The organism is Arthrobacter sp. CDRTa11, assembly GCF_026427775.1.
In the GTDB taxonomy this organism is placed as follows: Bacteria; Actinomycetota; Actinomycetes; order Actinomycetales; family Micrococcaceae; genus Arthrobacter.
In genome coordinates this window covers 3,475,959-3,502,403 of the sequence record NZ_CP044532.1, presented here as the reverse complement: position 1 = coordinate 3,502,403, position 26,445 = coordinate 3,475,959, and the positions used below count along the sequence as shown (strand labels likewise).

The window sequence follows — 26,445 nt, the reverse complement described above, 5'->3', positions numbered from 1 at the left end:
ATGACGAAGCATGGCCATGTAGCCATCAGCTGCATCGACCTGCGGAAGCAGTTCGTGCTGCGACACACCCGCTCCCTCAAGGAAGCCCTGGTCTGGCTGGTCAAGGGCCGCAAAGGTGATTTGTCGAAGAAGTTCCTTGCCCTCAACCACGTCTCCCTCGAAGTGAGGCAGGGCGAGACAGTTGCGCTTATGGGCCTCAACGGTTCGGGGAAATCGACGCTGCTGAAGCTGATTTCCGGAGTTTTGCAGCCCGACGGCGGAACGGTCCGCACGCGCGGCCGTGTAGCCGGCCTCATCGAAGTGGGCGCAGGGTTCCATCACGACCTCAGTGGCCGGGACAACGTGTACCTCAATGGAGCCATCCTGGGGATGACTGAGAAACAGATCGACGAGATGTTTGACTCCATTGTCGAATTTTCCGAAATTGGAGAGTTCATCGACACGGAAGTGAAGTTCTATTCGTCGGGCATGTACCTCCGGCTCGCGTTCTCCATCGCCGTGCACACGGACCCGGAAGTGTTCCTGATCGATGAAATCCTTGCGGTGGGAGACGAACCTTTCCAGCGCAAGTGCATTGCCAAGATCAAGGAGCTCTCAGAACTGGGCAAGACCCTGTTTGTTGTGAGCCATGACCTGGATTTGGTCGCCACAGTCTGTGAGCGCGGCGTGCTTCTGGAACACGGCAACGTGGTCATGGATGGCGAGGTGCATTCCGTTGTGGCAGAACTGAGGCGGCGTTCCGCGCAAACGGAATCCGAGGACAGTTTGTGAGTGCTTTGCGTCCCCGCAGCGATGTCACGTGGCTGATTGGGACAGTGGTTGCAGCCTTCATTGGTTCCCTGGTTCCGCTCATCACCAACAACAGGTTTTACTACTACGACGATACGCAGGCCGGGGCCTTCGGCATCTGGTTCGAAATTGGCACCAAACTCAGCGCAGGGGAGTGGCCAGTCTTCAGTGACAGTGCCTGGGGGGCAGGGAACTACGCTGCTGAAGGCCAGTGGGGGATCTGGAATCCCCTTATTCTCCTGATCGGTTGGCTGGCAAGCCGCTCGGCCAATATTGTTGTTTTTTCGACAGTTCTCAAGATTGCCTTTCTCTGCATCCTTGCTGCCGGCACCTTCCTGTTGGCGAGGAGCTACAAGGCCCGGCCGGAGTGGGCAGCCATCGCTGGGGTTGCGGTGACGCTGACCGGATTCACCGTGTACATCGACGCGGCCTCCTGGGTCACCGGGCTTATGGTTTTCAGCCTTTTGCCCATTACCTGGTACGGACTGCGCCGGATGGCCTTCAAAGAGGGCAATCCCCTCCTTGCACTGGCATCGGCCTACGTGCTGATAACCATTGGCTACGTTCACGGTACCCTCATGCTCGCCATCGTCTTTGTGGGACTGCTGGTGGAGGCATCACTGCGAGGAAGGCGCCGGGCTTCCTCCCGCTTACTCCTCGCCGGCCTGGTCTGTGGATTCATCGCGTTGGCGGTGTACCTCCCGGGCGTCCTCACCGCGCCGGTGACAGCCCGCACTGGGGGGATCGCGAACAGTGGGTTCCTGACCCCTGACCTCAGTGGACTGTTTACTTCCTGGGTCCCCGGCACCCTGCCCCAAGTCACTGGATGGTGGGGCGGGTTTGCGACGGTACCCCTGCTGTACGTGGCGTGGTTTCTCCCAGTCCTCTCGATAGTGGACTACCACAGGGTGAAGCAGGCAGGCAGGGAACTTTCAGGACTATGGTTTGTCGGTTTAATGTCGCTGGCTCTGACGTTGGCCCCCAGCGATCTGGGACCTCTTCGTTTTCCGATCAGGATCATGCCCTATGTTTCCCTGGCTGTCCTGCTGACGCTGTCGGTGCTGGTCTCACGCTTCAGGGTGCCCGTGCTCAGCCGTGGACGCGTGATCGTCACTGCGGCGACGGTGCTCGCCGGACTTTACCTCGGCTGGAGCCAGTTCCCGTCCTTCCGCATGGCGGCGGTCTTCGGGCTGCTGGCCGTTGCGGGTATCGCCGGGCTCCTCTTTTTCCTCTACTCTCCACAGCGGTGGCCCCGCCTCAAAGAGCCAGTGGTCTTGGCCGGGGGAGTGGTACTACTGAGCATGGCCATTGCCGGGGGACAGCATGTGGCCTTCAAATCGTCGCCGCTGCCTGACTACCGGATGCCGGATACCCCGGGAAGCTACTCCTCTCAGCTCCCAGAAGCACAAGGTGGCACCTTCATCGTGGGCGATCCCACTAAATTGGGACCACGGATCTGGGAGGAGACATTGGCCTCTAACGCGTGGTATTTGAATTCCGCCGAAGTCCAGAACCTCTATACGCCGATCATGTTCGCCAAATACGCTGAGGATCTGTGCATCTCAAGCCATGGCTGGACCTGCCCAGCAGCCGCCGGGAAGCTCTTTGAGACGGACACTGCCACGGGTAAGGTCCTGGCGGATCTGCTGTCCATCGACACCATCCAGTTACTTCGGGATCCGGAGGCCCCTTCCGGAGATCGCTTTGGCGGCGCACCTCCAAACGGCTGGCATGAGGCCGACAGGAGCACGGACTCGGTGGTATGGGTCCGGGACAAACCGCTGCTGAATACCGGCCAGCCAGTCTGGACTTCCGAGGGGACCGCCATTTCATTGGTGTCGGAAACCAGCCGCGACGTTCGGATCCGCGTGGACCGGATGGAAGATTCTCCGGGCAAGGCCGTACTCAGCCGCCTGGCGTGGCCAGGATACAAAGCCGATGGGGCAACTGTCTCAGCACCCCTGCGCGGGTACCTTCTCGCCGTCGACATTCCCGCGGGCTCTGTTGGGAAAACCCTCACCATCAGCTTCGAACCGCCGGGCTGGCCTGTGGTTGTGGCCAGTATTGTCCTGTCCGTCGGCGTGGCCGGGGCGTGGACCGTCGCGGAGCTTATCCTGAGCCGCCGCCGAAGGCGGAGCAGCGAGCCCGTCGGCGGCGGAGGAACGGCCGGCTCAACTGAGGTGAGTCAGGACGTTGGTTTGAGCGTTAAACAGTGAAGGCTGTTCCCTAGCCCGGACTCGGCCGGAAACCCGGACTTGGCTGAAAACCCGGACCTCGCTAAAAAACCGCGGCCGGGCCCACCGATGCCAGCACGCCTGGCTGTCTTCTCAAACCGTACTTTGCACTGCGTGCTGATGACCCATACGCCTGTTCAGCCGCAGGTAAGCGAGGCGCCGGGCATACGACATGGCAATTGCCTTGGCATTTCCCACCAGCAAGTCCACCCGGCTCAGCAGCGATGGATCGTCTTTCCGAAGCTGGTTATGGAACGCAATGGCCTGGTCAGACTGCTGACGGGCAAGGCGGACGCTCCATTGGCTGGCGCTGATCCGGAAGGACGCCAGGGTTTCCCGAAGGGCTACAAAGTCGCCGTGGCGGCAGATGCGCACGAGGGTGGCTTCGTCGATGAGGTACGGATGGGTGTTATCCCACCAGCCTTCCGCCTCCAGAAGCTCCCGCTTGAAGAGCGAACAGGCCGGCTCGCCAAAGATGTTCGAACCTGCCCGGACCGTAGCCCGGATGGCCTCGCGACCGCTGACGCGGCCCTGAACGCCTTGCAGTCCCCGGCCCTTGAGGAAGATCCCGCCGTTGGCGTCCACCAGGTCCCGGCGGGAGGAGACGATAACAACACCCGGGTTGTCTTCCAGGGCCTTTACCTGCAGTTCGAGCGCCTCGGGGACGATCAGGTCGTCGCCGCAAACAAGCTTAAGGTATTCGCCCTTAGCCTCCTGGCTGACGCGGTTCCAGTTGGCCTGAGCCCCGCCGCCTGTTGGTGTCGGGCTCAAAAACCGGACCTTGGGATGATCTGCATACCTGGCGATGACTTCAGCCGTGCCATCGATCGAGGAGTGGTCAGCGATCACTACCTCGTAGTCGTCGAAGGTCTGGTTGAGTACGGACTGCAGAGTCTCTTCGATGTACTGGACGTTGTTGTAGGCAGGAATGACGATAGAGACTTTTGGACTCATGGGGCACTTTCCTCGGTGGCAGTGGTGGGCGATGCGGCTTCAGGCCGCCGGCGGAAGGAGAAATATTTGTGGCCGAAGTAATTGATGACAACCGTCACGCAGGTGATCGTGATCTGTGCTGGTATTTTCGGATAGCCAAGAACTTCATGTGCTGCAAAGAGCAGCACCATGTTGACGAAGAACATCGTCAGGTTGACTAAGGTGAAGCGGCCGAGATCCAGCCAGAAGTGGCCCTTCACGCGGAAGACAAGCTTCCTGTAGACGAAGAACACCGCCACGAGCGAAATGACGAACGCGATGCTCAGGACAATCGGCGACGGAAGGTCCGGGTAGATCCATGCGATCGCTACAAACAGTGCAGTGCTGAATGCAGTGTTGATGCCGCCCACCAACAGGAACGCGACGCGTTGGTCCTTGATGATTCTCAGGAGCGGGCCGGGCGGACCGTTATGGATACCCTTAACAGCTTCCGCTGGGGAATCGGGTTGTTGGGTGGAAGCCACATATTCTCCGAACTTAGGGCCGTTAACCGGCAAACACACACCCTAGACTACCGAAGAGGGGCAGGCGGATAACAACGAGGGGCAACTGGCGGGCCAATCTGGCCGGGTTCAACTGGCTCAGAGCTGACCCGACAAGGCCAGCCTTTGGACTTCCTGCACAGTGTTGTTGATGCCGACAGCCAGGGGAGTCACGGGGTGCTCGTCAAGCTCAGGCCACACCACCGAGCGCAGCCGGAGATCGTGCGCCTGGGCCTTCGCGAACGGGGAGGCGCCGAGGATGATCAACGGCCGGCGCTTGAAGATGGCTCGGCAAGCCCCAATAAGGTTGCCAATGGTGTCCGCCCTTTGGGAGGCGAGGATCTTCACTACAGTCTGGCCTGGCCGGACATCCGGCTGGACGAGCCGACCGAGTGCATCGGTGACAAGCCGGCTGGCGTCATCCACGAACAGGTAATCCCGCAAGGTATCCAGGGAGACGTAGACGGAAACAGGCGCGCCCGTGAGGTGCGCCTTGGCGAACACGGAAATGAGGCCTTGGGGTTTTTGGAGGTTTTGCCCCGGTCCATACAGGTTGCTCACCCTGCCAATGAGGCTTCGAACCCCTGTCCTGCTGGCGAACTCGGTAACAGCTGCCTCAGCCCGGAGCTTGGCAAAACCATACGGTGCCAAGGGCTGCACCGGACTTTCCTCGGTAAACGGAGGCGTGCTGGAGCCGGCATATACGCCGCCGGCTGAAGACGCGAGGAAGAGTGCTCCCATCTGCCCGTCGTCGTTGCACAGTATCTCTTCGAAGGCTTCCAGCGCCTGGGTGAGCAGGGAGAGTTCATCGTCCAGAGCATCCTGCGATGTCCCGGTAACGCCGGCGCCCGCACACCAGGCAATGGTCCACGGACCTGAACCGGCCGCGTCACGCAGCCGCTCAGCACTGCGCCTGAATTCCTTGATCGCGACTTCCGGATCGCTCCATTGAATCTTGCTCGTCAAAACAGGGATCTGGCGGGATTCGAGTTCTCTCACGACCGCTCGCCCGAGGAGGCCACCGGCGCCGATGACCCAGGTAGGCCTAGCCTGCATCAGCCACCGGGCCGGCAGGCGACTGGACAGGCGCCTTATGTGGACTCTTACCCAAGGGCCCCAGTGCGGGGTCGCTCACAATGAGATAGGCAGGCTTCCCCATAGCCATGTTGACGTTGACGCCCACATACTCCGCTATCACCCCCAGGGCGAAAAGTATGGCACCCGTACTGACGAGAAGTACCACCATCGTCGAGGTCCAGCCTTGTTGCCCGGCTCCATGACCAGTCAAGTATGCAATAACGAAGTAGATGGCCAACCCGATTCCGGCTAAAGCAAAAACAGCGCCGATAAGACTGACCATTCGAAGGGCCCGGGTGCCGCTGGAGATCACCATCCGCCAGAAATGTGAGAGCAGTGAACGGAGGCCGTACCCGGACCGGCGGTCACCTTCTTCGCGGAGCACAACGGGGCAGGTGGCGGTTCTGTCAGCGATCCAGCCCATTGCGACGTCGAGGTACACGCCATGGCCAGCGTAGGCGGCTACTGAACGGGCTACTTCGCCCGTCACCAGCCTGAAGCTCTGGTAGCTGGTGGCGTCGTCGCTTGACAGGACAAATCTCACGGCACGTTTTGCGCCCTTGGACGCCATATTCCGCAGGAAGCCGTGCGGTGCCGGGTTGCTGGGCATTGCATAGGTTACGGACGCATTCTGCGCCATTGCCGTGTCCAACATATCTCCGATGGCCGCGGGGTCATGTTGCCCGTCTTCGTCCATGGTGACAATCCAGTCGCCACCCGCCGAGGCCATCCCAGCGAGCGTGGCGGCGTGCTGTCCGAAGTTCCGGCTCAACCAGACACCCCGGACGATATCGATGGATTGCGTCAACGACCGGATCACCGCGGCGGAGTCATCCGGGCCATGATCGAAGACCAGGAGCACTTCCGAGACGACAAAATTGTGGCCACCCGCGCTCATGGACGTTTGCCGATAAGGGAGGAGCTCGTTGACCACGCCAACAAGCGTCTTCTCACCCTGGTAGACGGGTATGACGACAGAAATGCGGTGGGGCGTCGAGTTTGTCTCGGGTTGAGCCAGTGTCATGTCAGAAGATTCTACCGGCTCCGGCCAGTATTGTTGGCCCAGCAACCGTGTGGTGCGGACGGGAGCGGTCACCCACTGGTGCAGCTTAAGGTCGCCAGAAAGTGGCTCAGGTAGTATGAATCTGTCCCTCGCGCACTGTCCTGCGCTGGAGGAATGCCAACTGAACGGAACGTGAATTGCAGCCTGTCCCATCGTCCTCGTCACTCAACAGGAACTGGCTACTGCTGACCGCCGGATCGGTTTTGGTGCTGAGCCTGATCCCGCTGATCTTCTACGGCCGATACTACTTCCAGGATGATACCGAGAACGGTGCATACGGAGTGTGGTACCACCTTGGAGAGAGTCTGTTCCAAGGGAAGGTTCCTGTTCTCAATCCTTCAGTGTGGTCCAGCGGCAACTATATTGCAGAGGGTCAATGGGGTACCTGGAACCCCTTGGTCATGCTGTTTGGTGTTCTCGCATACGTGAGCCCCAATGCCGTAATCCTCACCACAGTTTTGAAGGTCGCCATGCTGGTTGTTGCCGGCGTGGGCACCTTCGTCCTTGCCCGCAGCTATGCGGTGTCGCCGGAATGGGCGTTCGTTGCAGGGATCGCCGTTCCGCTGAACGGCTTTACGATGTACTTCGATGCACCTTCCTGGGTCACGGGGGCGCTTGTCTGGGCAATATTCCCGTTCTTCTGGGCCGAACTGCGCAAACTCATGGCCGGCAAACGAAACCCCTTCTGGGCCTTTATCACGGGGTATCTGATCGTCACCGTGGGGTACGTGGCAGGAACCGTGGCCATCGGTTTCATCCTCCTGGCAGTTGGTATTGAGACCCTGATCCGCCGGGCCTGGCGGCCTGCGGCCCGGATTGCGATCACAGGCCTTTCCATCGGGCTCGTCGCCGTCGTCGTCTTCCTTCCAGGTGTGCTGACGGCGGCCGTCACTACGCGCGGAACCACCGGCGTCTGGAACGACGACTACATGAGCATCGATTTCACGAGTTTGCTGATGGCTCCGATCGCCACCGCCTATCCGCAGCTTTTGTCCTGGTGGTGGTCGGGAACGGCGTCTACGAGTCCAGCTGCCTACATCGCGTGGTTCCTGCCTGCCATTGCCTTTGTCAGCTGGAGTGTCTTCACGAAATTGTCAGCTGAGCTGCGGGACCTGTTTTTCTTCCTGGCCGCGTCTGCTGCCTTTGTCCTGCTTCCGACGACGATCGGTCCGTTGCGGTATCCGGCCCGCTTTATGCCCTATGTTGCGATGGCGGCAGTTCTGTTTGTCGTTATCGCCCTGGCCCGGGCGAGGCGCCCGTCGATTAGCCGTCCTTCCCTCTACGTAGCGCTGGGCCTGGTTGGAGTTGCGGCTTATCTTGCATGGGCCCAGGTTCCTGCCCGCTTCCTCACCATTACGGTTTGTGCCGCTCTTGTCGCGGCAGCGCTGGTGGCCATGTGGTGGCTCCTGAACCATCCGGAGGTGAAAGGCCATCGCTGGAACAGGTTTGGACTGAGGGCCCTGTCGCTGCTCGCCATCGGTGTGCTGCTTGCGACGACGGCAACCACCCTTCTCCAGCACCGGACGTCGGCTCGAAGCGGCCTGTCGATCGCAAACCAGCCCGAAGATGTCTCTACTTATAAGGGCGTCCTTCAAGGCGTGAAGAACGACGTGATCGTTGTTGGTGACCCTTTGGACTACCCGCAAGAGAAGAAGACCTGGGAGCAGACGCTTATGGCGAACGCCTGGTACCTGAGCGACGCCAGCGTGGTGAACCGCTACCAGTTGGTGGGATTCTCCAGGCTCAACCAGCTTCTTTGCCTCCGATACCTCGGAGGAACCTGCCCGGAACTCGCAGACAAGCTCTTTGATCGCCGCGCCCAGACCGGATTGTTGCTGGTTGACGAACTCCAGATCGATAACATTCAGATCCTGAAGGAGTCCTTCAACAAGCCGCAGGTGCCCATGGCTTCGAACAATTACGTGTCCCGCGACGAGGAAGTGGAGATTCCGCCGGTTCCGGAAGGCTGGCACGTGGCAGCCGAGACTGAAGAGACAGTATTGTGGAGCCGCGATGTGCCACTGGGTCCGGCTGGAGGCGTGACATGGACCGACTCGGGAACCCGCCTTAGTGAAGTCTCCAGGGACGACACCAAGGTGGTGCTGAAGGTCGAGGAGGTTCCGGCAGATGGCGGCCGTGCCGCTCTGAGCAGGCTTCCCTGGCCGGGATACAGCGTGGAGGGCGCCAGCATGACGCAGCGCCCGATCGGCGGGTACCTCCTTGGTTTATCGATTCCTTCGGATTCGCAGGGAAAGCTGATCACCATCAGCTTCGAACCTCCGGGCTGGCGGGTCGGCATCCCGCTTTGGGGCGCAGCGGTGACAGGGATGCTTATCTGGAGCCTGGTGATGGTACGGAGGCGTCGGTCAGACGGGCCGGTGGTGCCTGTGACTACCCAGGACGAAACCGAGAAGCGTGCCCCCGTCTACGACGGCATAAAGTGAAAGTCCGCACGGAGGGTGCAGTGGAGGCTTCTGTGGCCTCTGGAGGAAGTACGTCGAATGTGAAACTTCCCGCGCCCATAGTGGGGGCCACTCGCCGTTTCTGGCAATGGGTCTGTGTTAACGACCGGGCCGCACGCGCAATCACTGTTGTGGTCTTCGCCGTCCTTGTCCTGCTCGGTATTACCACATCGTCTATTGGCATTGCGGACCTCCGACAGGACCCGGCGAACCCGCTGGGCTGGCAATTCGGTAATTCGAGGCCCATCCGGTCGGATGAGATCCATGCCTATTCAGCGATTGTGATCTCCATCCTCGCTACCCATGGCGCACCGAGCCTGAGCCCGCTGGCCGCTCGAGCCGACGTGATCCACAGGTTCCCGACCGACGGCTTTTTTGAGCAATTCGTATTCTTCGATTCCACCATGCTCCGTGCCTCGGTGATCCTGCCGGAAAATATGCTGTTCGCGGCGCACTGGTGGCTGCCTTCCCTGATCCTTCTGTTGGCGCTGCCTACCTGGTTCCATCAGCTTGGACGCTCTCGCCGGTATGGCTGGTTGGCAGCAATCCTGATTGTCTTGTCCCCGTCCAGCGCGTGGTGGTCTTTGATGCCCGTTGCACTCATCGCCTATACGGTCGGTGGCAGCGTGCTGATGATCGCCGCCTTCCAAAGGTTCAGCCGCGGGCAACGCCTCATTCCGGTCATCATGGCTCTAGTCGGCGGAATCCTGATCGCCGGTCTTCCCTCGTTCTATGCACCCTGGTCCCTGATGCTCGGGCTGCCGGTTCTGGGCGCCTCCACTCTGTGGATTTTGCTTCAACGCAGTGACTGGGGACCTCGCCTGAAATCCGTCCTCGTGACGGGAGGAACGGCGTTGGTTTTCGGGGCCGGCATGCTGCTGGAAAACCGCGAGGGCCTCCAAGCCCTCTTGGGTACTGTTTATCCCGGTTCAAGGCGGGTGGGGGCAGACCCCCAACCTTTCGGTCGTATCTTCGGCGCGCCGGCGCTCGGGCCGCTGCAGTTCAGCGAGCCTGTCGGTGTTAACGCCAGCGAGCTCTCGTCGTCGTTTACTGTCTTCTTTGTATGGGCTCTGGTCCTGCTGCTTGCAGCACGGTGGCGGCCGACATTCCGCGACAATGTGGCTGAATGGACCTTTGGAGCGTGGTCGGCGCTGTGGATCCTATGGATCAGCCTGGATCTGGGCGCTACCGGGCGGATGGTTCCCCTCCTGAATATGGTGACTCCTCCCCGGGCTGCCCAAGTGGTCGGCGTGCTGGCCGTCATACTCCTTTGCCTGCTGATCAGCAGGTGGTCCCCGCCTGCCTCCTGGAGGGTCCCTCTGCTGGCCGGTGCTGCGTGCGCCCTTTCGACGGGCTATGCGGCCTCGCTCCTGAAAGCCACGGATTTGCCGGATATATCCACAGGGCTCATTCTTCTGGCCTCAGGCGTGGTGGGCATGACAGTTGCCGTCATCACAAAGTATCCCCAGCGCTCCTGGCCCCTGATTTTCTGCGCCCTCTTCGCTGTGCTGCCCGTTGCCCGCGCAAATCCTTTCCTGGCGGGTACGGGAGATCTGCGTGCATCGCAGACGGCCAAGACCATTGCCGCGCAGGTCCCGGCGGCGAAGTCAGGGGGAAAGCTGTGGGCAGCTGACAACCCTTCCATGAGCACGCTACTCCTGGCTAATGGCATGCCATCGCTGTCCGGACTCCAGCGCTCCGGTCCTGATGCGGAGGCATGGCAGAAGCTGGATCCAGACTCCGCATTCTCAGACAAGTGGAACCGCGGTGGCGGCTACATCTTTTTTGCCTGGACTCCTGGGCAGCCAACCACCTTCCAGACCAACGATTTCGACGCCGTCGGGGTGGTTATTGATCCCTGTGTCCTGAAGGGTTCCTGGCCGAACCTCGACAGGATCGTCTCGTCACAGCCGCTGGCGGCCGCGTGCCTCACCCTGGATTCAGAGCTGCAGTGGCAGGGCAAACCTGCCTACGTTTACGCGGTCAGCTGAGGCTGACGGCGTTCGGCGTTGATGGCGCGCCGGACCAGCCACAGGGCAAGGACCAGCATGAGGGTGAAGAGTGCAACGCACAACAGCGTCCCGCCCGGCGGCTGCCACGACGGGTTGGTAATCATCTCACTCCAACGCCGGTCCACTGCCCATCCGGTGACATAGCGTCGTAGCGTCTGGAGGAACGTCCATAACTGGAAGAGTGCAACGAGCGCGGCTGCGGCGTACAGGATCGATGCTGTCTGCTGGGAAAAAGGCCCGGGATTGGTGCGGTCCAACGCTATTCCACAAACCAACAGCAGCGGGAGGAACAATGCGAGGACGTAGCGGCCCTGCCAAACGATCCCAATCGTCTCAACGGCCTGTGCCTGAAGGAGCGGCGGCAGCAGGAGAAGTGCTGAGAGCAGGAAGATTGTGGCGGTACGCGTGCGGCCCCTGGATAATACGACGGCACCCATGACCAGGGCTCCGGCAAGCCCCAGCCAGAGTACAAAAGCGCCCAGCGGTGCAGGTACTTCCAGCCATCCGAACTGGCCGACATAGCCAGTGGCGTAGTCAAAGGTCCGGTCCATCATTATCTCGGCGCCGGCCCAGGGGGAGTAACCTGCGGCTTCGAAGGGGTTACTTTCCAGGCTGTCGTGACGGACAAGCCAGTAGAGCGCGAAGGCGCATGCAAGACTGATCGCTGCGGTCCCGGCCCATACCCAAGCGTTGCGGCATAACTCCCTAATTTGCGGCCAGGTTCCCAGAATGCAGGCCGTTATGACCATGAGTGCCAGCCAGAGAAGGGACAAGCCTTTCGTGTTGGCCAACAGACAGGCAGCCGCCGTTATAGGGGGAACATAACGCCGATAGACGTCCGGTTCCGCGGAACGCTCCAGGAGGAGAACCAGATTTGCCAGCAGGGCGGCTGACGTGGCGTATTCAAGTGAATTTGGGTTTACGGCCCCGTTGAGGAAGAGGACCATCGGCGTAACAGAGACAGCAGCGGCGACCATGGCCCACTTGCGGTGGCGCATTTTCGAGAGTGCCGAAAAGGCAATGGAGAGGAACAGGCAACTCAAGACGGCATTGATAAGCCGCATTCCATACACTGCGCCGGCGCCACTGTTCACCAGCGAGGGAAGCCCCACCACGGTGTAATAGATGGGATTGTAGTTTCCCGCAGACGTGCGGGCATCGACCAGAGCATTGATGTCACCATCAAACGGTGGGACACATGAAGGCGTGATTTCCTTCTGCTGCGCAAAACAGCCAAAGCTGTCGTAGTAGGCGATTCCCGCTGGGACTTTCACGAGGTGGAAGCCGCCTCCGCCAGCCATTTCCCGTCCAGTCAGCTCGCCTCTGACGACGGAGGCTGCCTTGATGACGTGCGCAGGTTCATCGGGAACTCCCATCAGCGGCGTGGCCACAGTCCATGCCGTGGAGAGTCCCATCAGCAGCAGGAAAACCCACCAGAACGTTCCTCGTCCGGATTTTTGCGCCCGGCCGTCGGCAAGCTCTTCGACGCCGGTTCGATCTACAAGGAACGCATTCGGCCGGTTGCCGAGCCGCATTGGGTTCAACGACCGTTTTCCAGGAGTCCCAGCAGGTAGGTTCCGTAGCCACTCTTGAGCAGGGGCTCGGCGCGCTGGCGGAGGTCGTCGTCGCTAAGGAAGCCCAAGCGCCAGGCGATCTCCTCGGGGGCGCCGATCTTCAGGCCCTGGCGGTTCTCTGTTGTGCGGACAAAATTGGACGCATCGTTCAGATCGTTAAAAGTTCCCGTGTCCAGCCACGCCGTCCCGCGGGGAAGAATCTCAACCTGAAGCTTTCCTTTGTCCAGATACGTCCGGTTGACGTCCGTGATCTCCAGCTCGCCCCGGGGCGACGGCTTGAGGTTCCGTGCGATGTCAACGACGTCGTTGTCGTAGAAATACAGCCCGGGAACGGCGTAGTGGCTCTTGGGTTTCGCGGGCTTCTCCTCCAGGGAGATGGCCTTGCCGCTGGCGTCGAATTCCACCACACCGTAGGACTTCGGGTCGGCAACCCAATAGCCAAAGACCGCACCGCCGTCGATGTCCTCAAAACGGCGAAGCTGGGTTCCCATGCCGTGTCCGTAAAAGATGTTGTCGCCGAGGACCAGTGCCACCGGCTCATTGCCAATGTGCTCAGCTCCCAGGATGAACGCCTGGGCCAGCCCATCCGGGGACGGCTGCTGCAGATAGCTCAAGCTGATGCCGAACTGCGAGCCGTCTCCCAGCAGGCGCTGAAACTGCTCGGCGTCATGGGGAGTGGTGATAATCAGGATGTCCCGGATGCCGGCCAGGATCAGGGTGGAAAGCGGGTAGTAGATCATCGGCTTGTCGAAGACCGGCATCAGCTGCTTGCTGACGCCAAGGGTAATCGGATGGAGCCGTGAGCCGGTACCGCCGGCCAGAATGATTCCGCGCATACGGTACATCTTTCCTGCTGACTCGCGCATCATCCAAATCCGGTAACCTTTGAAACTATGCAGCGACTTTTAGTAACCGGCGGCGCCGGCTTCATTGGCTCCAATTTTGTCCACTACGTCCTGTCCTCAACGGACAATCACGTGACAGTCCTCGACAAGATGACGTACGCAGGCAACCAGGAGTCGCTGGCGAACCTTCCGGCCGAGCGGTTCCAGTTCGTCAAGGGCGATATCTGTGACCAGCCCCTCGTGGACGAGCTGGTCGCAGCTCATGACGTCGTTGTTCACTATGCTGCTGAATCGCACAATGACAACTCCCTGCATGACCCGCGTCCTTTCCTGGACACCAACATCATTGGCACGTACACCCTTATTGAAGCGGCCCGTAAACACAACAAGCGCTTCCACCACATCTCCACGGACGAGGTCTACGGCGACCTGGAGCTCGATGACCCGGAACGGTTTACGGAAAACACGCCGTACAACCCGTCCAGCCCCTACTCATCCACGAAGGCCGGCTCGGATCTGCTGGTCCGTGCCTGGGTGCGTTCCTTCGGGCTGCAGGCGACCATCAGCAACTGCTCGAATAATTACGGTCCCTACCAGCACGTGGAGAAGTTCATCCCGCGCCAAATCACCAACGTGATCGACGGTATTCGCCCGAAACTGTATGGCAAGGGGGAGAACGTCCGGGACTGGATCCATGCCAACGACCACTCGTCGGCGGTTCTGGCAATCATCGCCAACGGCAAGATCGGTGAGACCTACCTCATCGGAGCCGACGGAGAGAAGAACAACAAGGACGTTGTGGAACTGATCCTCAAGCACATGGGTCAGTCCACTGACGCCTACGATCACGTCGTGGACCGTCCCGGCCACGACCTGCGTTACGCGATTGACTCCACCAAGCTCCGGAATGAGCTTGGCTGGGAGCCGCAGTTCTCCAACTTCGACGCCGGCATTGAGGACACCATTGCCTGGTACCGGAACAACGAGGACTGGTGGCGTCCGCAGAAGGCCGCCACCGAAGCAAAATACAAAGTGCAGGGCCAATAGGCATGGAGTTCCAAAAGAAGCTCGCAGCCACGGAAACGCCCATTCCCGGCATGCTGCTTTTCGATCTCCCGGTACACGGTGACAACCGTGGCTGGTTCAAGGAGAACTGGCAGCGGGAGAAGATGATGGCGCTCGGGTTGCCCGACTTCAGCCCTGTCCAGAACAACATTTCATATAACGACAAGGCCGGCACCACCCGGGGCATACACGCTGAACCGTGGGACAAATTTGTGTCCGTTGCCACTGGCCGCATTTTCGGCGCCTGGGTGGATCTCCGTGAAGGACCCACGTTCGGCTCTGTGTTTACGGCCGAGCTGGATGCCGGAAAAGCGATCTTCATTCCCCGTGGCGTCGCAAATTCCTACCAGACGCTTGAGGACAACACGTCGTACGTGTACCTGGTAAATGACCACTGGTCGGCCGATGCCGAGTACACCTTCGTGAACCTCGCTGACGAAACCGTGGGCATCGCATGGCCGATCCCGCTTGAGCAGGCTGAAGTGTCCGAGAAGGACATGGCGCACCCCCGGCTGGCAGGGGTCACTCCGATGGCTCCCAAGAAAACGCTTGTGCTGGGGGCAGACGGTCAGCTTGGGAAGGCACTTCGTACGGCATACGCGGGCGATTCCAGTGTGGAGTTCACTGACCGAAACACCTTTGACCTCCTCGATCCTGCTTCGTTTGGCAGCCGCAACTGGCGCAAGTATTCCACCATCATCAACGCTGCGGCGTTTACCGCAGTTGACGCCGCGGAGACCGAGGAAGGCCGCCAGGCTGCGTGGGCCCTCAACGTTACAGCCGTTGCCGAACTGGCAAAGGTCGCCGTTGCCAACGGTTTGGTGATGGTGCAGGTCTCCAGCGACTACGTCTTTGACGGTTCACGTCCATCACATGATGAGACCGAGGGCCCGACTCCGCTGGGAGTCTATGCACAGACCAAGGCTGCGGGGGACGCCGCCGTCAGTGTGGTTCCCCGGCATTACATCATCCGGACCAGCTGGGTCATAGGTGACGGCCCGAACTTTGTCCGCACCATGGCGTCCCTTGCCGACAAAGGCGTTTCACCCGCCGTCGTCAACGACCAGATTGGCCGCCTGACCTTCTCGGAAGATCTTGCGGCAGGGATCAAGCACCTTTTGGACGTCGGGGCACCGTTTGGTACCTATAACCTGACTAACGACGGCGAGCCCCAGTCATGGGCTGACATTGCCGCTGACGTTTTCGAACTTTCCGGGCGCCCGCGGGGCAGCGTCTCCGGCGTCTCTACATCCGAATATTTTCGTGGAAAGTCGGCAGCCCCCAGGCCCCTGAACAGCGTGCTGGACCTCACCAAGATCACCGACACCGGATTCCGCCCTGAACTGGCTGTTACCAGGCTGAAAGGCTACCTGGAGAACGCCAGGTAGCGGGCGGCAGTTGCGCGAGTTCCTTCCAGTCAAGGCGTGGGAACGGCATAAAAAAGGAGGCCCGGGCTGAATCAGCCCGGGCCTCCTTTCGCTTAGCGGCTTGTCCTGCCGTGCTTTCGAATGTGGGGGAGACTTGGCGCAGAGGGGCTGGCTTGTATGTCGAGCTGCAGCGCACTAATCAGCAGTTGAGTTCCGAGCATCAACGGCAAAGCGGCGAGCATCACAGTTGCCGCTGTTGCCACTGTGCTGGAAAGAATCTGGAAGCAGACCCAAATGCTGATGACGGCTCCCACTCCAAACAAAGCCATTCCCAGGAAAAGCATGAGTGCAACAGGGGAGAAGGACCACAGGACATACCGGTACCAAATCCGCTTCCAGAACCCGGTACCCAGCATATGCAGCAGCTCCGGCACAACCTTGCTCAGCCTGATGCTGGACACTTCCTCGCCGTACACCGCGGGGATGGGAACATCGATGGCGGGAACCTGCAGGATGTTCAGGTTCAGGAGCATGTCGTTCTCGAAGCTGTAGCGCTTGGAAATGGTCTCCAACGGCAAACGCTGCAGAATCTCCGTGCGTACGGCTGTATAACCGTTTTGCGGATCAAAAAGATGCCAGTAACCCGAGGCAAGTTTGGTCATGAAAGACAGGAGGATGTTGCCAAAAATACGGTAACGGGGCATCCCCGAGAAAGAGCCTGCTGAAAAAAACCTGTTCGCCTTGGCGAATCCGTAGCCGTCGTCCACTACCTTCTCCAGGAGATCCGGAAGGTACGCTGGATCCATCTGGGCATCGCCGGCCATGACGACATTTACATCGGCGCCGAGCTCCATGGCTTTTCGGTGACCGGTAATGATGGCACCTCCGACGCCCTGGTTGACGTCATGGCGAATGAGCTCCACTCTTGGGTCCGCCATCGCACGAACAGCACGGGAAGTGTTATCCGGGCTGCAATCGTCAACGATGACAATGTGGTCTACATAGTCGGGCATGGTTTCAATGACTTGCCCGATCATTCTCTCCTCTTTGTAAGCAGGAACGACTGCAGCGATTCGGGCGCCGTTATACATTGTTGATGGGATCCTTTCGGTTGTCTTCCTCGACATGGTCCCCCGTTGGCTGCTTGCCTCCGAATACCCAATGCTTGTAGAGGAAATAGTTCCATACAGTGGTCGCCGCAGTGGAAACCACCTTTGCGCCGCCATAACCCAGGCCGGTAAGGGACAAAAGTTGCACGATGATGACGGTTGCGACCGTGTTGGCGCCTACCAGGAGGGTATAGCGGCCGAGGCTGACGTGTGTTCGGTGGGCTGAGTCAAAGGCAAAGAGTTTCTGGACTGTGTAGCTGAAGGCGAAGCTGAGCAGAAACGCGGTGGCAGCGGCCACAGAGAGGTTCCACTGGAAGACCTCCCGGAAGAGAACAAGCAGACCAAAATCGACCAGAAATGACAGGCCACCGAAAAACAGGTATCTGAAGGCACTGTGATTGACGGCCAGCCGCAGGGGGTGGGTCGTCTTTGGCTGTGCAACGGTTCTGTCCTGTTGATGGTTATGCATGGTTTAGGTCGTCCTGTCCACGTGATACGCGCAGACGCCGTCTTGTTGCTGCGACTGGCTCAGCGGTACCCGCGACTGGCTCAGGATTGCCCTCGAGTGACTCAGTGTTATCCGTGGCTGGCTCAGTGTTGCCACGGGCAACTGGCAGGTCATCAGTGCTATTAATGTGACGCTTCAGAAGGGCCGCGGCAATGACCGACGTCGCGGAGAAAATAACCACCACTGCGACGATTCCAAGAGGCGGCTGCCATTTGGGGGCTTCAAGCATTTCAGCCCAGCGAATGTCGAGTGAAAGGCCAGTGGTGTACCGGCGGAGAACCCATACAAACGTGAATATTTGCGCAAATATGGCGATGTTGACAACGGTGTTGAGGGCCCGACGGCCCGGCGCCGGGATAGTACCTGTAAGTGACCTGTCCAGCGCCACGCCGGCGAAGAGCATAAACGGAACGAAGATGGCCAGGATGTATCGCCCCTGCCAGATGATTCCCTGCTCGGAAATGATCTGGGCCTGAAGCACTATGGGAAGAGCAATCAGGCTGAGCGCCAACAGCAGGGCGGCGATGCGGGCCCGTCCCCGGGTAAACAACAGGACAGAGAGAGTGACAACGAAAATGATCGCCATCCACAAGGCGAGGACACCAAGGGGGGCATCGAGTTCCAACCAACCGAATTGACCGATCCATCCGATCATGTGGTTGAAGACTTTATCGAGCATTATTTCTGCACCGTCAGCGGGCTCCATGCCGGCGCCCTCAAAGGGTTTGCTGCTGAGGCTGTCATGCCGGATGATCCACCGAACAGCGAACGCGCACGCGAGGGCAATGATTCCGGCACCGGCGAGGACTGCCGGGGTCTTGACTAAATGTTTCAGTTGGACCGCTGTCGCCGTAAGAATAACGGCTAACACAACTATTAGCAGCCAAAGCATGGAAAGTGCCTTCGTATTAGCAAGCAACGAGGCGGCGGCCGTGGTGATTGCTATTGGCAGAATTGGCAGCCTCCCCGATGAGGACTTTTCCAGAAGCAGGAGCAGATTCGCAGCTATGGCAGCGGTTGTCGCGTATTCGAGGCTGTTCGGGTTAACGGACCCATTGAGAAATAAGATCATTGGGGTAATCGCAGCCGACAGAGTAATAAGTGCCCACTTATTGCGACGTAATTGGCTCACCGCACCGAATGCCGCCGCGAGAAAGAAACAGCTCAAGAGGGCGCTGACGAAACGCATTACATAGACTGCAGGGAATCCTGACGTGGCGAGCGACGGCAATCCGACTATTGCATAGTAGATGGGGTTATATAGTCCCGCAGTGGTAAGTGCCTGGACCGTATCGTTAAGGTCTCCGTCGACGCGAGGGGCACAGGTCGGCGTGCTGGTCAGGTCCCTCGCGAAACACGACATGGCGTCTACGTGTCGGATGTAACGCGGAACCTCCACGGCCAGCAGCGGCCCATCGGTACCGATTTGAATGCCACCCAATTGGCCGCGGGCGACGGCCGCGGCTTTGGTGATATGGGCCGGCTCATCCGGGACAGATGCAATGGGCGAAGCGAAGGCCCACGACCAGCTCAAGAAGAGCAAGAGCAGGAAAGATGGCAAAAACCAGGATCTGCCTTGGGCCGCGCGGAAACGGGTTATCCGGGCAGAGATCACTGAAGAAGCCTCCTGTTTGTTGATGTCTTTGAGCCGAAAGGCTCCTGAGTGAACTCACCCGGTGTGCAATTCTACAGCAGAAGGAATGCGTCCGAAGCTACCCGGTTCCGTGCCGCTCCCGCTGCCCATGGCCTGGTTCAATGGCACTCTTACCGGCTGGAGGTGACCGGATTGAGGCGCCCACGGAGGAGGGAGCGCTTCAAATCAGGGCCAGCGTGCAGATCCGGCAATAGTCAAAGGCGTCCAGCCGACACCGATGGTGACGGGTGACCGCCACGCGCCGCTGACAACAGGATAGTAGGCAAGGGTGCCGTCCTTGAACCTGACCGTAAGACCGGCGGTGCCCCCACCCTGGAACCCCAGAGTAGAGGTGGCGGCGTCCACGGCATCCCAACCGCTGCCCACTTGCCTCCTGTTCTCGTTCAGAAAGTTGGAGGCTCCATCCGTGCGGTAGAGGAGCAGTTGCCCGTTGGAGTTTCGGGCAATTAGGTCTTGGTTGCCGTCGCCGTCAAAGTCGAACATGGTGATGTCGAGCCCGCTCCAGCCCCAGCCAATGGGAACTGCGGCCTTCAGTGCATCCGCACTCCCGCGGGCGTACAGCAAGAGGTCGCCATTCCCTGATTTTGCGACTATGGCAGGTCTTTGATCCCTGCTGTTCCAGGGGCCTACCGTCAGAGTCTTGTCCTGGAAGCCCGTGGCCAGTCCGACGGGGGCCGAGTATCCTCCTCCTGCCGATCCCTTATAAAGGGTGACGCTGCCGTTCTTCCATTGGGCCAGCAGGTCCAGCTTCCCGTCCATGTCCCAGTCGGTGCTGAATATGGCTTGAACGTTTGTCCACCCGGTACCGGCCGTCCGCCCTGACAGGAGCGTGCCGCCGTCGGCTGGGTACAGAAGCAGCTTTCCCTCAGGTGTGATGCCCATCGTGTCAGCAGGCGTAGCCCATGGAAGAGGCCCTGTCTGGTCACCGGAGCCAAGGATCAGCAGGGGGTCCCATCCTGAGCCGATGTTAGAGGCCTGTCCCCAGGATCCTTGTCCGAACGGGAAATACTGCAATGCTCCTCCGTCGCGGCGTACGACGAGACCGCGCGATCCATTTCCCGTGAAGCCGCTGCTCAGTGAAACCGCAGTGATGGCCTTCCAGCCGGTTCCCACCACCGCCCGCGACTCGGCAATGAAGGCGCCGGCGCCGTTTGAGCGATAGAGCTTCATTTCACCAGCACCGGTTTGGGCCAGGATGTCCTGCTTGCCGTCGCCATCGAAGTCCAGCATCGTGATGTTGATGTTTCCCCAGCCAGTCCCTGCAACGAGGCCGGCCTGCAATCCATCACCGGATCTCGGGTAGTAGAGAAGTTCACCCGTAGGTCTCCGTGCCATGACCCCGGGACGGGCGTCGGCGATCCGCCAGATGCCGAGAGTGATGACGTTTTCCTGAAAGCCCTGGCCAACCCGAATTGGGGACGAGAACCCCCCAGCGGGTAGCCCCCTGTATACGAGGAGGTCCCCGTTATTCCATTGCGAAAAGATGTCGCGGACACCGTCGCCGTCCCAGTCGGTGGTCGTGGCAGACCTCAGATTAGTCCAGCCCGTGCCGATGGTTCGTGGTGCGCGGAGCCCGCCCGCGCCATTCGAGACATAGTTCAACAGATTGCCTGATGCGTCAGCGGCGAGAACATCGGCGTCGGACTTTATTGAGGGTCCGCTTGGCCAGGAGTCACTAATGGCAGCGAATTCCCTCAGTTGGGCCATACTGCCGTTCCAGACATTCGAATCGCCGGCGAACGGCCCGGTGCTGCTGTATTGCCAGATGCTGTAGGTGCTCCAGCTTGAGGGAATGGCGCCGGCATTATTGGTTGGCGCCGCGGGGTAGGCTGCCACCCATAGCGGGTAGTCGCCGAAGCCGGGAGGATCGCCGAGGCACTCCTTCCACCAGTTTGTGTTGGTGTAGATCACCGGCAGGCGGCCTGTCATCGACAGCATGGTGCTGCCGAATTCGCGGACCCAGGAGGCCAGTTGTGTTGGCGACATGTCATAGCAGGTGTTGCCGAAGTAGAACCCGTTGATGGTTCTGCCCGCATAGGGGTTGAACTCAAAGTCGAGTACCGGAGGCATCGTGTAACCGTCTGCGGACCATCCGCCGCCGTTCTGCACGAAGAAGCGGGCCTGGTCCGAAGCGGAGGAACCGTTCGGGATTGCAAAGTGGTAGGCGCCGCGGATCATCCCGACGTTGCGCGATCCCTGATACTGGGAGTTGAAGTAGTCGTTGGTGAAGTAGCTTCCTTCTGTAGCTTTGACATAGGCAAATCTCGCGCCCATATTCCACTGCTGCTGCCAGTCCACGCTGGGCTGGTGGCCGCTTACGTCCAGTCCCTGGACACCAAAGGTGGGCATCCAGGTACCTTCGGTTGCCAGGGATTCTGTGGTGAGTTTTCTCGAGGAGCCAGAGGGATCGGACGCGGTCACCCTGGCGGAGCGTTGACCCATCTCCGCTCCGCCCTGCCCGACAGCTTCAGCCATCGATTCCTTCGTGGGTGTTGACATGGGAGCAGCCGTTGGCTGCTCCTTCGGCAGTGCCGAAGGGATTGTCGCCGGCGCGGATGCCGACGGGACTGATGAGGAGGGCGCAGGACCCGGATCCGCCGTGGGGGCCGTGGGGGCTGTTGGTGTCGGGCTGGGCACGACGGCGAGCGCAGTCCCTGCCAGACCAGGTCCTGTCACGAGGGACACGGCCAAAGCGGCCGTCCCCAGAACCCGCAGAAGGGGACGATGTCTGATCGAGTGGTTCCGCGTCATATTGGCTCCGGTGACAATGAGGCGCTACCCAAAGCGCAACGTCAGGGTTGCAGTTTCAGTGAACCCCACAAAGGGGAGACTGAACTGGGTTATCGAGACTTAATGCGCTCACCCTAGCACCGGAGTAACCAGTGAAACCAGTGATTCTATTGTTGCCAATGTGAAAGATGCGACACTGTTATCACTTCTGCACCAGTACGAAAACGCGCGCCGGCCAGCAGTCTGTGCTTCGACTTACAGGCGTAAACGCGCGTATTCTATATCCGGCTAAGGGATCAGGTAGCCATTCCAGCCTGAACCGATTTGGCTCCTGGGCAGCCATCCCGCCGAACCATTCCCGGGGTAGAGCCAGAGCCGCCCGGCTGAATCGCGTGCCAAAACGTCAGGTTTTCCGTCGCCGCTGAAGTCTCCGGGACCCAGGATGGCGCTCATAGCGTTCCATCCGTTACCCACTTGTTGCCGCGCGAGCCAGCCACCGCTTCCATTGCCCGCGTAAAGATAAAGGTTTCCTCCGGATTCCCGCGCCAGTACATCGTTAAAGCCGTCGCCATTAAAGTCGCCCGGACTGAAAATGAAGCTCATAACGTTCCATGCGCTGCCTACCTGAACCCGGCTCAGGAAACCTCCAGCGCCGTTTCCCGGATAAAGCCAAAGGGCGCCGCCATCGTCCCGCGCCAGGACGTCTGCCTTGCCATTGCCATCAAAGTCACCCGGCGAGAGAATCACGGACATCCCGTTCCACCCTTCACCGTTCTTGACCCTGGGCTGCCAGCCACCTGTGCCGTTGCCGCCGTACAGCCACAAAGCGCCGCTGGTATCCCGGGCCAGCACGTCACTGCGCCCGTCACCGTTGAAGTCCGGAGTGGGTACTATGGCCGACATTGCGTTCCAGCCAGTGCCCGTCTGGATGCGGGCAAGGAAGCCGCCTGACCCAGTGCCGGGGTAAATCCAGAGGCTACCCCCGCTGTCCCGGGCGATGACATCGGCCTTGGCGTCGCTGTTGTAGTCCTTCCAAAGTCCGGAAACGGGAGGAATAACCGTATACGCCTGGGTTCCCACCGGTGACGCGTTGTTGGAGGCATCAACCGCCAGGTATTTCAGCGTGATGGCACCAGACAGGGTAATGGGGGTTGTGTACTTCGTGCTGCCGGTCGATGGCGTAGAACCATTCGTTGTGTAGTAGATCGTTGAGGCCTCATTGGCAGTCAGTGTGATCTGCTGCCCGGTTGGGTAGGTACCCGCAGCCGGCGAGACGACCACCTCAGGTGGTGTCGCGTCAAGGACATAGGTCTGCTGCCCAACGCCAGAGGCATTCAATGCCGAGTCAACCCCCAGATACTTGATCGTCATCGACGTGCCGAGAGCGATGGGCTCTGTATACCGCGTGCCGGCCGCCGTCGGCGTTGATCCGTCAGTTGAGTAGTAAATCGACGCAGGCTCGTTCGACGACAGGGTAATGGTGGTACCCGGGCCGTAGGTTCCGGCCTGCGGCGAGGCCGTCACCACAGGCGGAACGGTGTCGGCGGCCTGAACTGTGAACTTGCGGGTCGCTATGGTCTTGTTTCCGGCCGCGTCCGACACCTCGACGTCGACCTGGTGCTGACCGTTCCCGAGACCGCTATAGCCCTTTGGAGAAGTGCAGGCTGACAGGGCGCTGCCATCCAGACGGCACCTGAACCCTGAAACGTCGGCTGATGTCGACGAGAACTGCACGGAAACCGAATCTGTAACGGTGGCACCTTCGGCAGGCTCCGTGATGGTGACAACCGGGGGCGTAAGGTCGACGGTGACATTGACAGAGGCAGCCGCGCTGACGTTTCCAGCCTGGTCAACAGCCTTCACACGAAGGGTTGCTGGCCCTTCTTTCGTCAAAGCGAACGGCTGGCCTGAGGCGCATGCCAGGAAGCTGGAGTCCGCCGTTGAATCCACAGAGCAACGCAGTGAACTTCCGGTTTCGAATGTGGCCGTGAGTATGGGATTGCCCGTGACGACCTGGGCTGCGGTTGGGGCGGTAATGGCTGGTACGCCAGGAGGAACCGTGTCGATCCGGAACTCACGCGTCGCGGCGACGCCCGGAATGGGACGAACAGCGAAGGAATAGGAGCCATCCGCCTTGGCTGAGGAAGGGGTATAACTTCCGGAAGTGCAGTCCTGCCACGCGGGAATCTGGCCTGCTGCCGTTAGGCTGCATTCCATCTGGCTACCTGCCGGAACAGTTCCTACCGTGAAGGTTGGCGTCGGATCGTTGGTGAACCCGGGGTCTGCCGCCTGCGTGCCATCTGCCGCCGTGGGGCCTGTCAGGATCTGGGCCGCCGTATTGGACAAGAGGTAGAGCTTTCCTTGTCCTGCCGGCTTGCTCGCGTCCAACTGGCCTGAGTCGTCCATGACCAGGAGTTTTCCGGCTTTCATGCCGAGGCCGCCCACCATACTGAAGCCAAGCGCCCATTGTGATTCAACGACCCCCGTCTGCAGGTTGATACGGGCAACTGTGTCGATGCCTGCGTTTGCCGCAGATGTGCCTCCGGCAGTTCCCGTGTAGAGCATCTTGGTAGCACTGTCGAAATGGACTCTTGTTGGCTTCCCAACGTTGTAGGAGGCAAAGGGAACGTAGTCAGTCAGGCTTCCGTCCGGGGGAGCTGTAAAAGTAGTCAGTCCTGTGGTCTCGGCCACAAAAACGGTGACTCTTCCCTGGCTATTGAAACTGGCAGCGGACAGCCCCAAGGCGGCCGAGTTGACCGAAGCTATCGATTCGATACTTGGTTGGTTCCCTGACGGCCTGGTGATCTTAACAATCGACCGCGCCCTCGAGAAAGAGAGGTAAATGTTGTTGTCAGGGCCCGCGCTCGCAGCATTCGGCCTCAGATCGCCGTCAAAGACAGTGAGCTGGTTGAGGTATTCGAACTTGCCCGTGGCCGGATTCCACTTGGCGCGAATCAGTTCGGCACTACCTGGCGCAGCGTCCGGAATGAACGCGAGTTCGTCTCCGCTTCCCGGGGAGTTGGGTGTCGGGTCGAGCAAAGCTGGACTCGCTGCCAGCGCCGGACCTTTTGCATGCTCCGGCAAGTTGCCGCCGAGGCAGGTCTTTGCGGCCGGATCCGTTGCTGTCAGTGGATGCTCGATCCTGCCGGCCGTGCTGCCCGAGGCTTCAAGGACGCGACAAAAGCCTGCCTTGGCATCAGATATCCAGATTCTGCCGGCTGGATCCTGAACCGATCCCGCCGGAGCGGTCAGACCAACAGCCAGGGTGTGGCGCGTCTGGTCTGCCGTCGCCGGTGCAGAAAAGAACACCCCGGTCAGTACCGCCGCCGCGATGCCAACCGAAGCAATAGATGCCGTAATCCGATGCCGTCGATGTCCCCATCCGACGCCGCTCCGGGAGCGGTATTCCTTCATGAGCTGAATGCTAAACCGGCTGGGAGGCTAAGTGAACAAGTAGTAGTACTCATATCTACCTCCACACGGCGGCGTGGGATCCGAGTGTTCCTGTTCCTCACCAGGCCCCGGCGCCCCATCGGAAGTCTTTTCGGACAGGCACCCGGTATTCGGTTCCCAGCGATACTGATCAGCCGGCTTGTTGACCCTGCAGCGACGTCGGTCGATGATGGAACAGGAGGCCAGCGTGAAAAAGTTCTTGTTGATAGGGACGTTGGCGGTTCTCCTCATTGGTTGCTCCGTGAGCCCGCCATCCGTCCAGCCCGAAAGTGCGCCGGCGCCGGCTACAACGACTGGTGGGAGTCCAAGGGAGCAGGACCAGCGGCTGGCTTTCTTTTGCACCAGTCTCGATAACTCGCCGGATGTACAGCTCTCGAGCCTTGAAGAGGTCTGGGCGGCAAGCAACTATCTGCGGATGGAATCGTGCGACGTCACCTACGTGGGTCCCCAACCCTTCCAGCCCACGCCCGACGAAGCCGCTGCCATCGAGATCGCGAATTCAGGAAGCACTAACGCTTCGGACGGGCTCGAAGCCTATTTGACCGCCGTCGAACTCTGTACCCGTGTCAGCGACGAAACAGCTCCAGGCGGCTTTGCTGAGCGCCCAAAGGAAATTCTGCTCGCGGCCGCGCGGATTTGTCCCGATGGCCCGCAAGGGAAGATCATCCAGGGGTGGGCCAACGGAACCCGGATAGGTGACGGTCGGCACGTCGTGGGGGACTCGATGGAACCGGGAAAGTATCGCCTGGAGAAGAAGATGACGGCTCCTGAAGGGGAATGCACCTGGGCTGTTGCGGGAGCAGATGGGTCCGTTATCGATCAGAACGGCAGCTTGTCGGAGCAGGTGGAACTGACCCTGGAAAATCGAGTAGTCCTTACTAGTGACAAATGTGGGATTTGGGAGAAAATTGACTAACTCGGCCTGAACGGCCGAATCGGAATTGCATGCGGAGCTGGGGAGCATCCCAAAGAAGTTGGGGGCTCCACTGTGGATATCCGCAGGCGAACCGTCGTTCAGTTGGCTCTCA

At 60.0% G+C, this 26,445-nt stretch carries 18 protein-coding genes; 7 read left to right on the top strand and 11 right to left on the bottom strand.

The window, feature by feature from the left end:
• Positions 1-771, top strand: a complete 771-nt coding sequence (locus tag F8G81_RS15785) for an ABC transporter ATP-binding protein (RefSeq protein ID WP_267275632.1) — start codon at positions 1-3, stop codon at positions 769-771.
• Entirely contained in the window at positions 768-3,005 is a 2,238-nt protein-coding gene (locus F8G81_RS15780; protein ID WP_267275631.1) for a hypothetical protein, read from the top strand. The genes F8G81_RS15785 and F8G81_RS15780 overlap by 4 nt, the downstream gene beginning before the upstream one ends.
• Positions 3,006-3,116: 111 nt before the next feature.
• Here F8G81_RS15780 and F8G81_RS15775 read toward each other — a convergent pair whose 3' ends face one another.
• The 4 genes from F8G81_RS15775 to F8G81_RS15760 form a co-directional block, all read right to left on the bottom strand.
• Positions 3,117-3,977, bottom strand: a complete 861-nt coding sequence (locus F8G81_RS15775) for a glycosyltransferase family 2 protein (RefSeq protein WP_267275630.1) — start codon at positions 3,975-3,977, stop codon at positions 3,117-3,119.
• Positions 3,974-4,480 carry a GtrA family protein gene (locus tag F8G81_RS15770; protein WP_267275629.1) on the bottom strand — a complete coding sequence of 169 codons (507 nt, stop codon included), beginning with the start codon at positions 4,478-4,480 and terminating at the stop codon, positions 3,974-3,976. The genes F8G81_RS15775 and F8G81_RS15770 overlap by 4 nt, the downstream gene beginning before the upstream one ends.
• 117 nt (positions 4,481-4,597) lie before the next feature.
• Entirely contained in the window at positions 4,598-5,554 is a 957-nt protein-coding gene (locus F8G81_RS15765) for an NAD-dependent epimerase/dehydratase family protein (RefSeq protein ID WP_267275628.1), read from the bottom strand.
• Positions 5,544-6,599 carry a glycosyltransferase gene (locus tag F8G81_RS15760; protein ID WP_267275627.1) on the bottom strand — a complete coding sequence of 352 codons (1,056 nt, stop codon included), beginning with the start codon at positions 6,597-6,599 and terminating at the stop codon, positions 5,544-5,546. The genes F8G81_RS15765 and F8G81_RS15760 overlap by 11 nt, the downstream gene beginning before the upstream one ends.
• 176 nt (positions 6,600-6,775) lie before the next feature.
• Between F8G81_RS15760 and F8G81_RS15755 the strand changes: the two genes are divergently transcribed.
• Complete coding sequence (locus F8G81_RS15755) at positions 6,776-9,082, top strand: hypothetical protein (RefSeq protein ID WP_267275626.1); 2,307 nt, start codon at positions 6,776-6,778, stop codon at positions 9,080-9,082.
• Between the two features lie 59 nt (positions 9,083-9,141).
• The gene (locus F8G81_RS15750) at positions 9,142-11,091 is read left to right on the top strand and encodes a DUF7657 domain-containing protein (RefSeq protein ID WP_267275625.1); all 1,950 of its coding nucleotides are present in this window, start codon (positions 9,142-9,144) and stop codon (positions 11,089-11,091) included.
• Here the strand turns inward: F8G81_RS15750 and F8G81_RS15745 are convergent.
• Positions 11,076-12,647, bottom strand: a complete 1,572-nt coding sequence (locus F8G81_RS15745) for a DUF2142 domain-containing protein (RefSeq protein WP_267279251.1) — start codon at positions 12,645-12,647, stop codon at positions 11,076-11,078. The genes F8G81_RS15750 and F8G81_RS15745 overlap by 16 nt on opposite strands.
• 5 nt (positions 12,648-12,652) lie before the next feature.
• Entirely contained in the window at positions 12,653-13,522 is an 870-nt protein-coding gene (rfbA, locus tag F8G81_RS15740) for a glucose-1-phosphate thymidylyltransferase RfbA (RefSeq protein WP_267275624.1), read from the bottom strand.
• Between the two features lie 57 nt (positions 13,523-13,579).
• Here rfbA and rfbB point away from each other — a divergent pair, with 57 nt between their 5' ends.
• Both rfbB and F8G81_RS15730 read left to right on the top strand, forming a co-directional pair.
• Positions 13,580-14,578, top strand: a complete 999-nt coding sequence (gene rfbB, locus F8G81_RS15735; protein ID WP_267275623.1) for a dTDP-glucose 4,6-dehydratase — start codon at positions 13,580-13,582, stop codon at positions 14,576-14,578.
• Positions 14,575-15,984, top strand: coding sequence for a bifunctional dTDP-4-dehydrorhamnose 3,5-epimerase family protein/NAD(P)-dependent oxidoreductase (locus F8G81_RS15730; protein ID WP_267279250.1), 1,410 nt, complete (start codon positions 14,575-14,577; stop codon positions 15,982-15,984). The genes rfbB and F8G81_RS15730 overlap by 4 nt, the downstream gene beginning before the upstream one ends.
• A 92-nt stretch (positions 15,985-16,076) precedes the next feature.
• Here the strand turns inward: F8G81_RS15730 and F8G81_RS15725 are convergent, their stop codons facing one another.
• From F8G81_RS15725 to F8G81_RS15705, 5 genes are all read right to left on the bottom strand, one after another.
• A complete protein-coding gene (locus F8G81_RS15725) occupies positions 16,077-17,000 on the bottom strand; it encodes a glycosyltransferase family 2 protein (RefSeq protein WP_267275622.1) in 924 nt (307 codons plus the stop codon).
• 46 nt (positions 17,001-17,046) lie between these two features.
• Positions 17,047-17,541: a GtrA family protein gene (locus F8G81_RS15720; protein WP_267275621.1), complete on the bottom strand. Its 495-nt coding sequence runs from the start codon at positions 17,539-17,541 to the stop codon at positions 17,047-17,049.
• Entirely contained in the window at positions 17,534-19,195 is a 1,662-nt protein-coding gene (locus tag F8G81_RS15715; RefSeq protein WP_267275620.1) for a DUF2142 domain-containing protein, read from the bottom strand. The genes F8G81_RS15720 and F8G81_RS15715 overlap by 8 nt, the downstream gene beginning before the upstream one ends.
• 204 nt (positions 19,196-19,399) lie before the next feature.
• Positions 19,400-21,733, bottom strand: coding sequence for a GH25 family lysozyme (locus tag F8G81_RS15710; protein WP_416377059.1), 2,334 nt, complete (start codon positions 21,731-21,733; stop codon positions 19,400-19,402).
• 519 nt (positions 21,734-22,252) lie between these two features.
• Entirely contained in the window at positions 22,253-25,378 is a 3,126-nt protein-coding gene (locus F8G81_RS15705) for a chitobiase/beta-hexosaminidase C-terminal domain-containing protein (protein ID WP_267275619.1), read from the bottom strand.
• Between the two features lie 226 nt (positions 25,379-25,604).
• Between F8G81_RS15705 and F8G81_RS15700 the strand changes: the two genes are divergently transcribed.
• Positions 25,605-26,333, top strand: coding sequence for a hypothetical protein (locus tag F8G81_RS15700; protein WP_267275618.1), 729 nt, complete (start codon positions 25,605-25,607; stop codon positions 26,331-26,333).
• The last annotated feature ends 112 nt before the right edge of the window (positions 26,334-26,445 follow it).

Coding starts and splice junctions, on each gene's coding strand:
- F8G81_RS15785 (WP_267275632.1), top strand. CDS start 1: ATGACGAAGCATGGCCATGTAGCCATCAGCTGCATCGACCTGCGGAAG.
- F8G81_RS15775 (WP_267275630.1), bottom strand. CDS start 3,977: ATGAGTCCAAAAGTCTCTATCGTCATTCCTGCCTACAACAACGTCCAG.
- F8G81_RS15765 (WP_267275628.1), bottom strand. CDS start 5,554: ATGCAGGCTAGGCCTACCTGGGTCATCGGCGCCGGTGGCCTCCTCGGG.
- F8G81_RS15760 (WP_267275627.1), bottom strand. CDS start 6,599: ATGACACTGGCTCAACCCGAGACAAACTCGACGCCCCACCGCATTTCT.
- F8G81_RS15745 (WP_267279251.1), bottom strand. CDS start 12,647: ATGCGGCTCGGCAACCGGCCGAATGCGTTCCTTGTAGATCGAACCGGC.
- rfbA (WP_267275624.1), bottom strand. CDS start 13,522: ATGCGCGGAATCATTCTGGCCGGCGGTACCGGCTCACGGCTCCATCCG.
- rfbB (WP_267275623.1), top strand. CDS start 13,580: ATGCAGCGACTTTTAGTAACCGGCGGCGCCGGCTTCATTGGCTCCAAT.
- F8G81_RS15725 (WP_267275622.1), bottom strand. CDS start 17,000: ATGATCGGGCAAGTCATTGAAACCATGCCCGACTATGTAGACCACATT.
- F8G81_RS15720 (WP_267275621.1), bottom strand. CDS start 17,541: ATGCATAACCATCAACAGGACAGAACCGTTGCACAGCCAAAGACGACC.
- F8G81_RS15710 (WP_416377059.1), bottom strand. CDS start 21,733: ATGTCAACACCCACGAAGGAATCGATGGCTGAAGCTGTCGGGCAGGGC.
- F8G81_RS15705 (WP_267275619.1), bottom strand. CDS start 25,378: ATGAAGGAATACCGCTCCCGGAGCGGCGTCGGATGGGGACATCGACGG.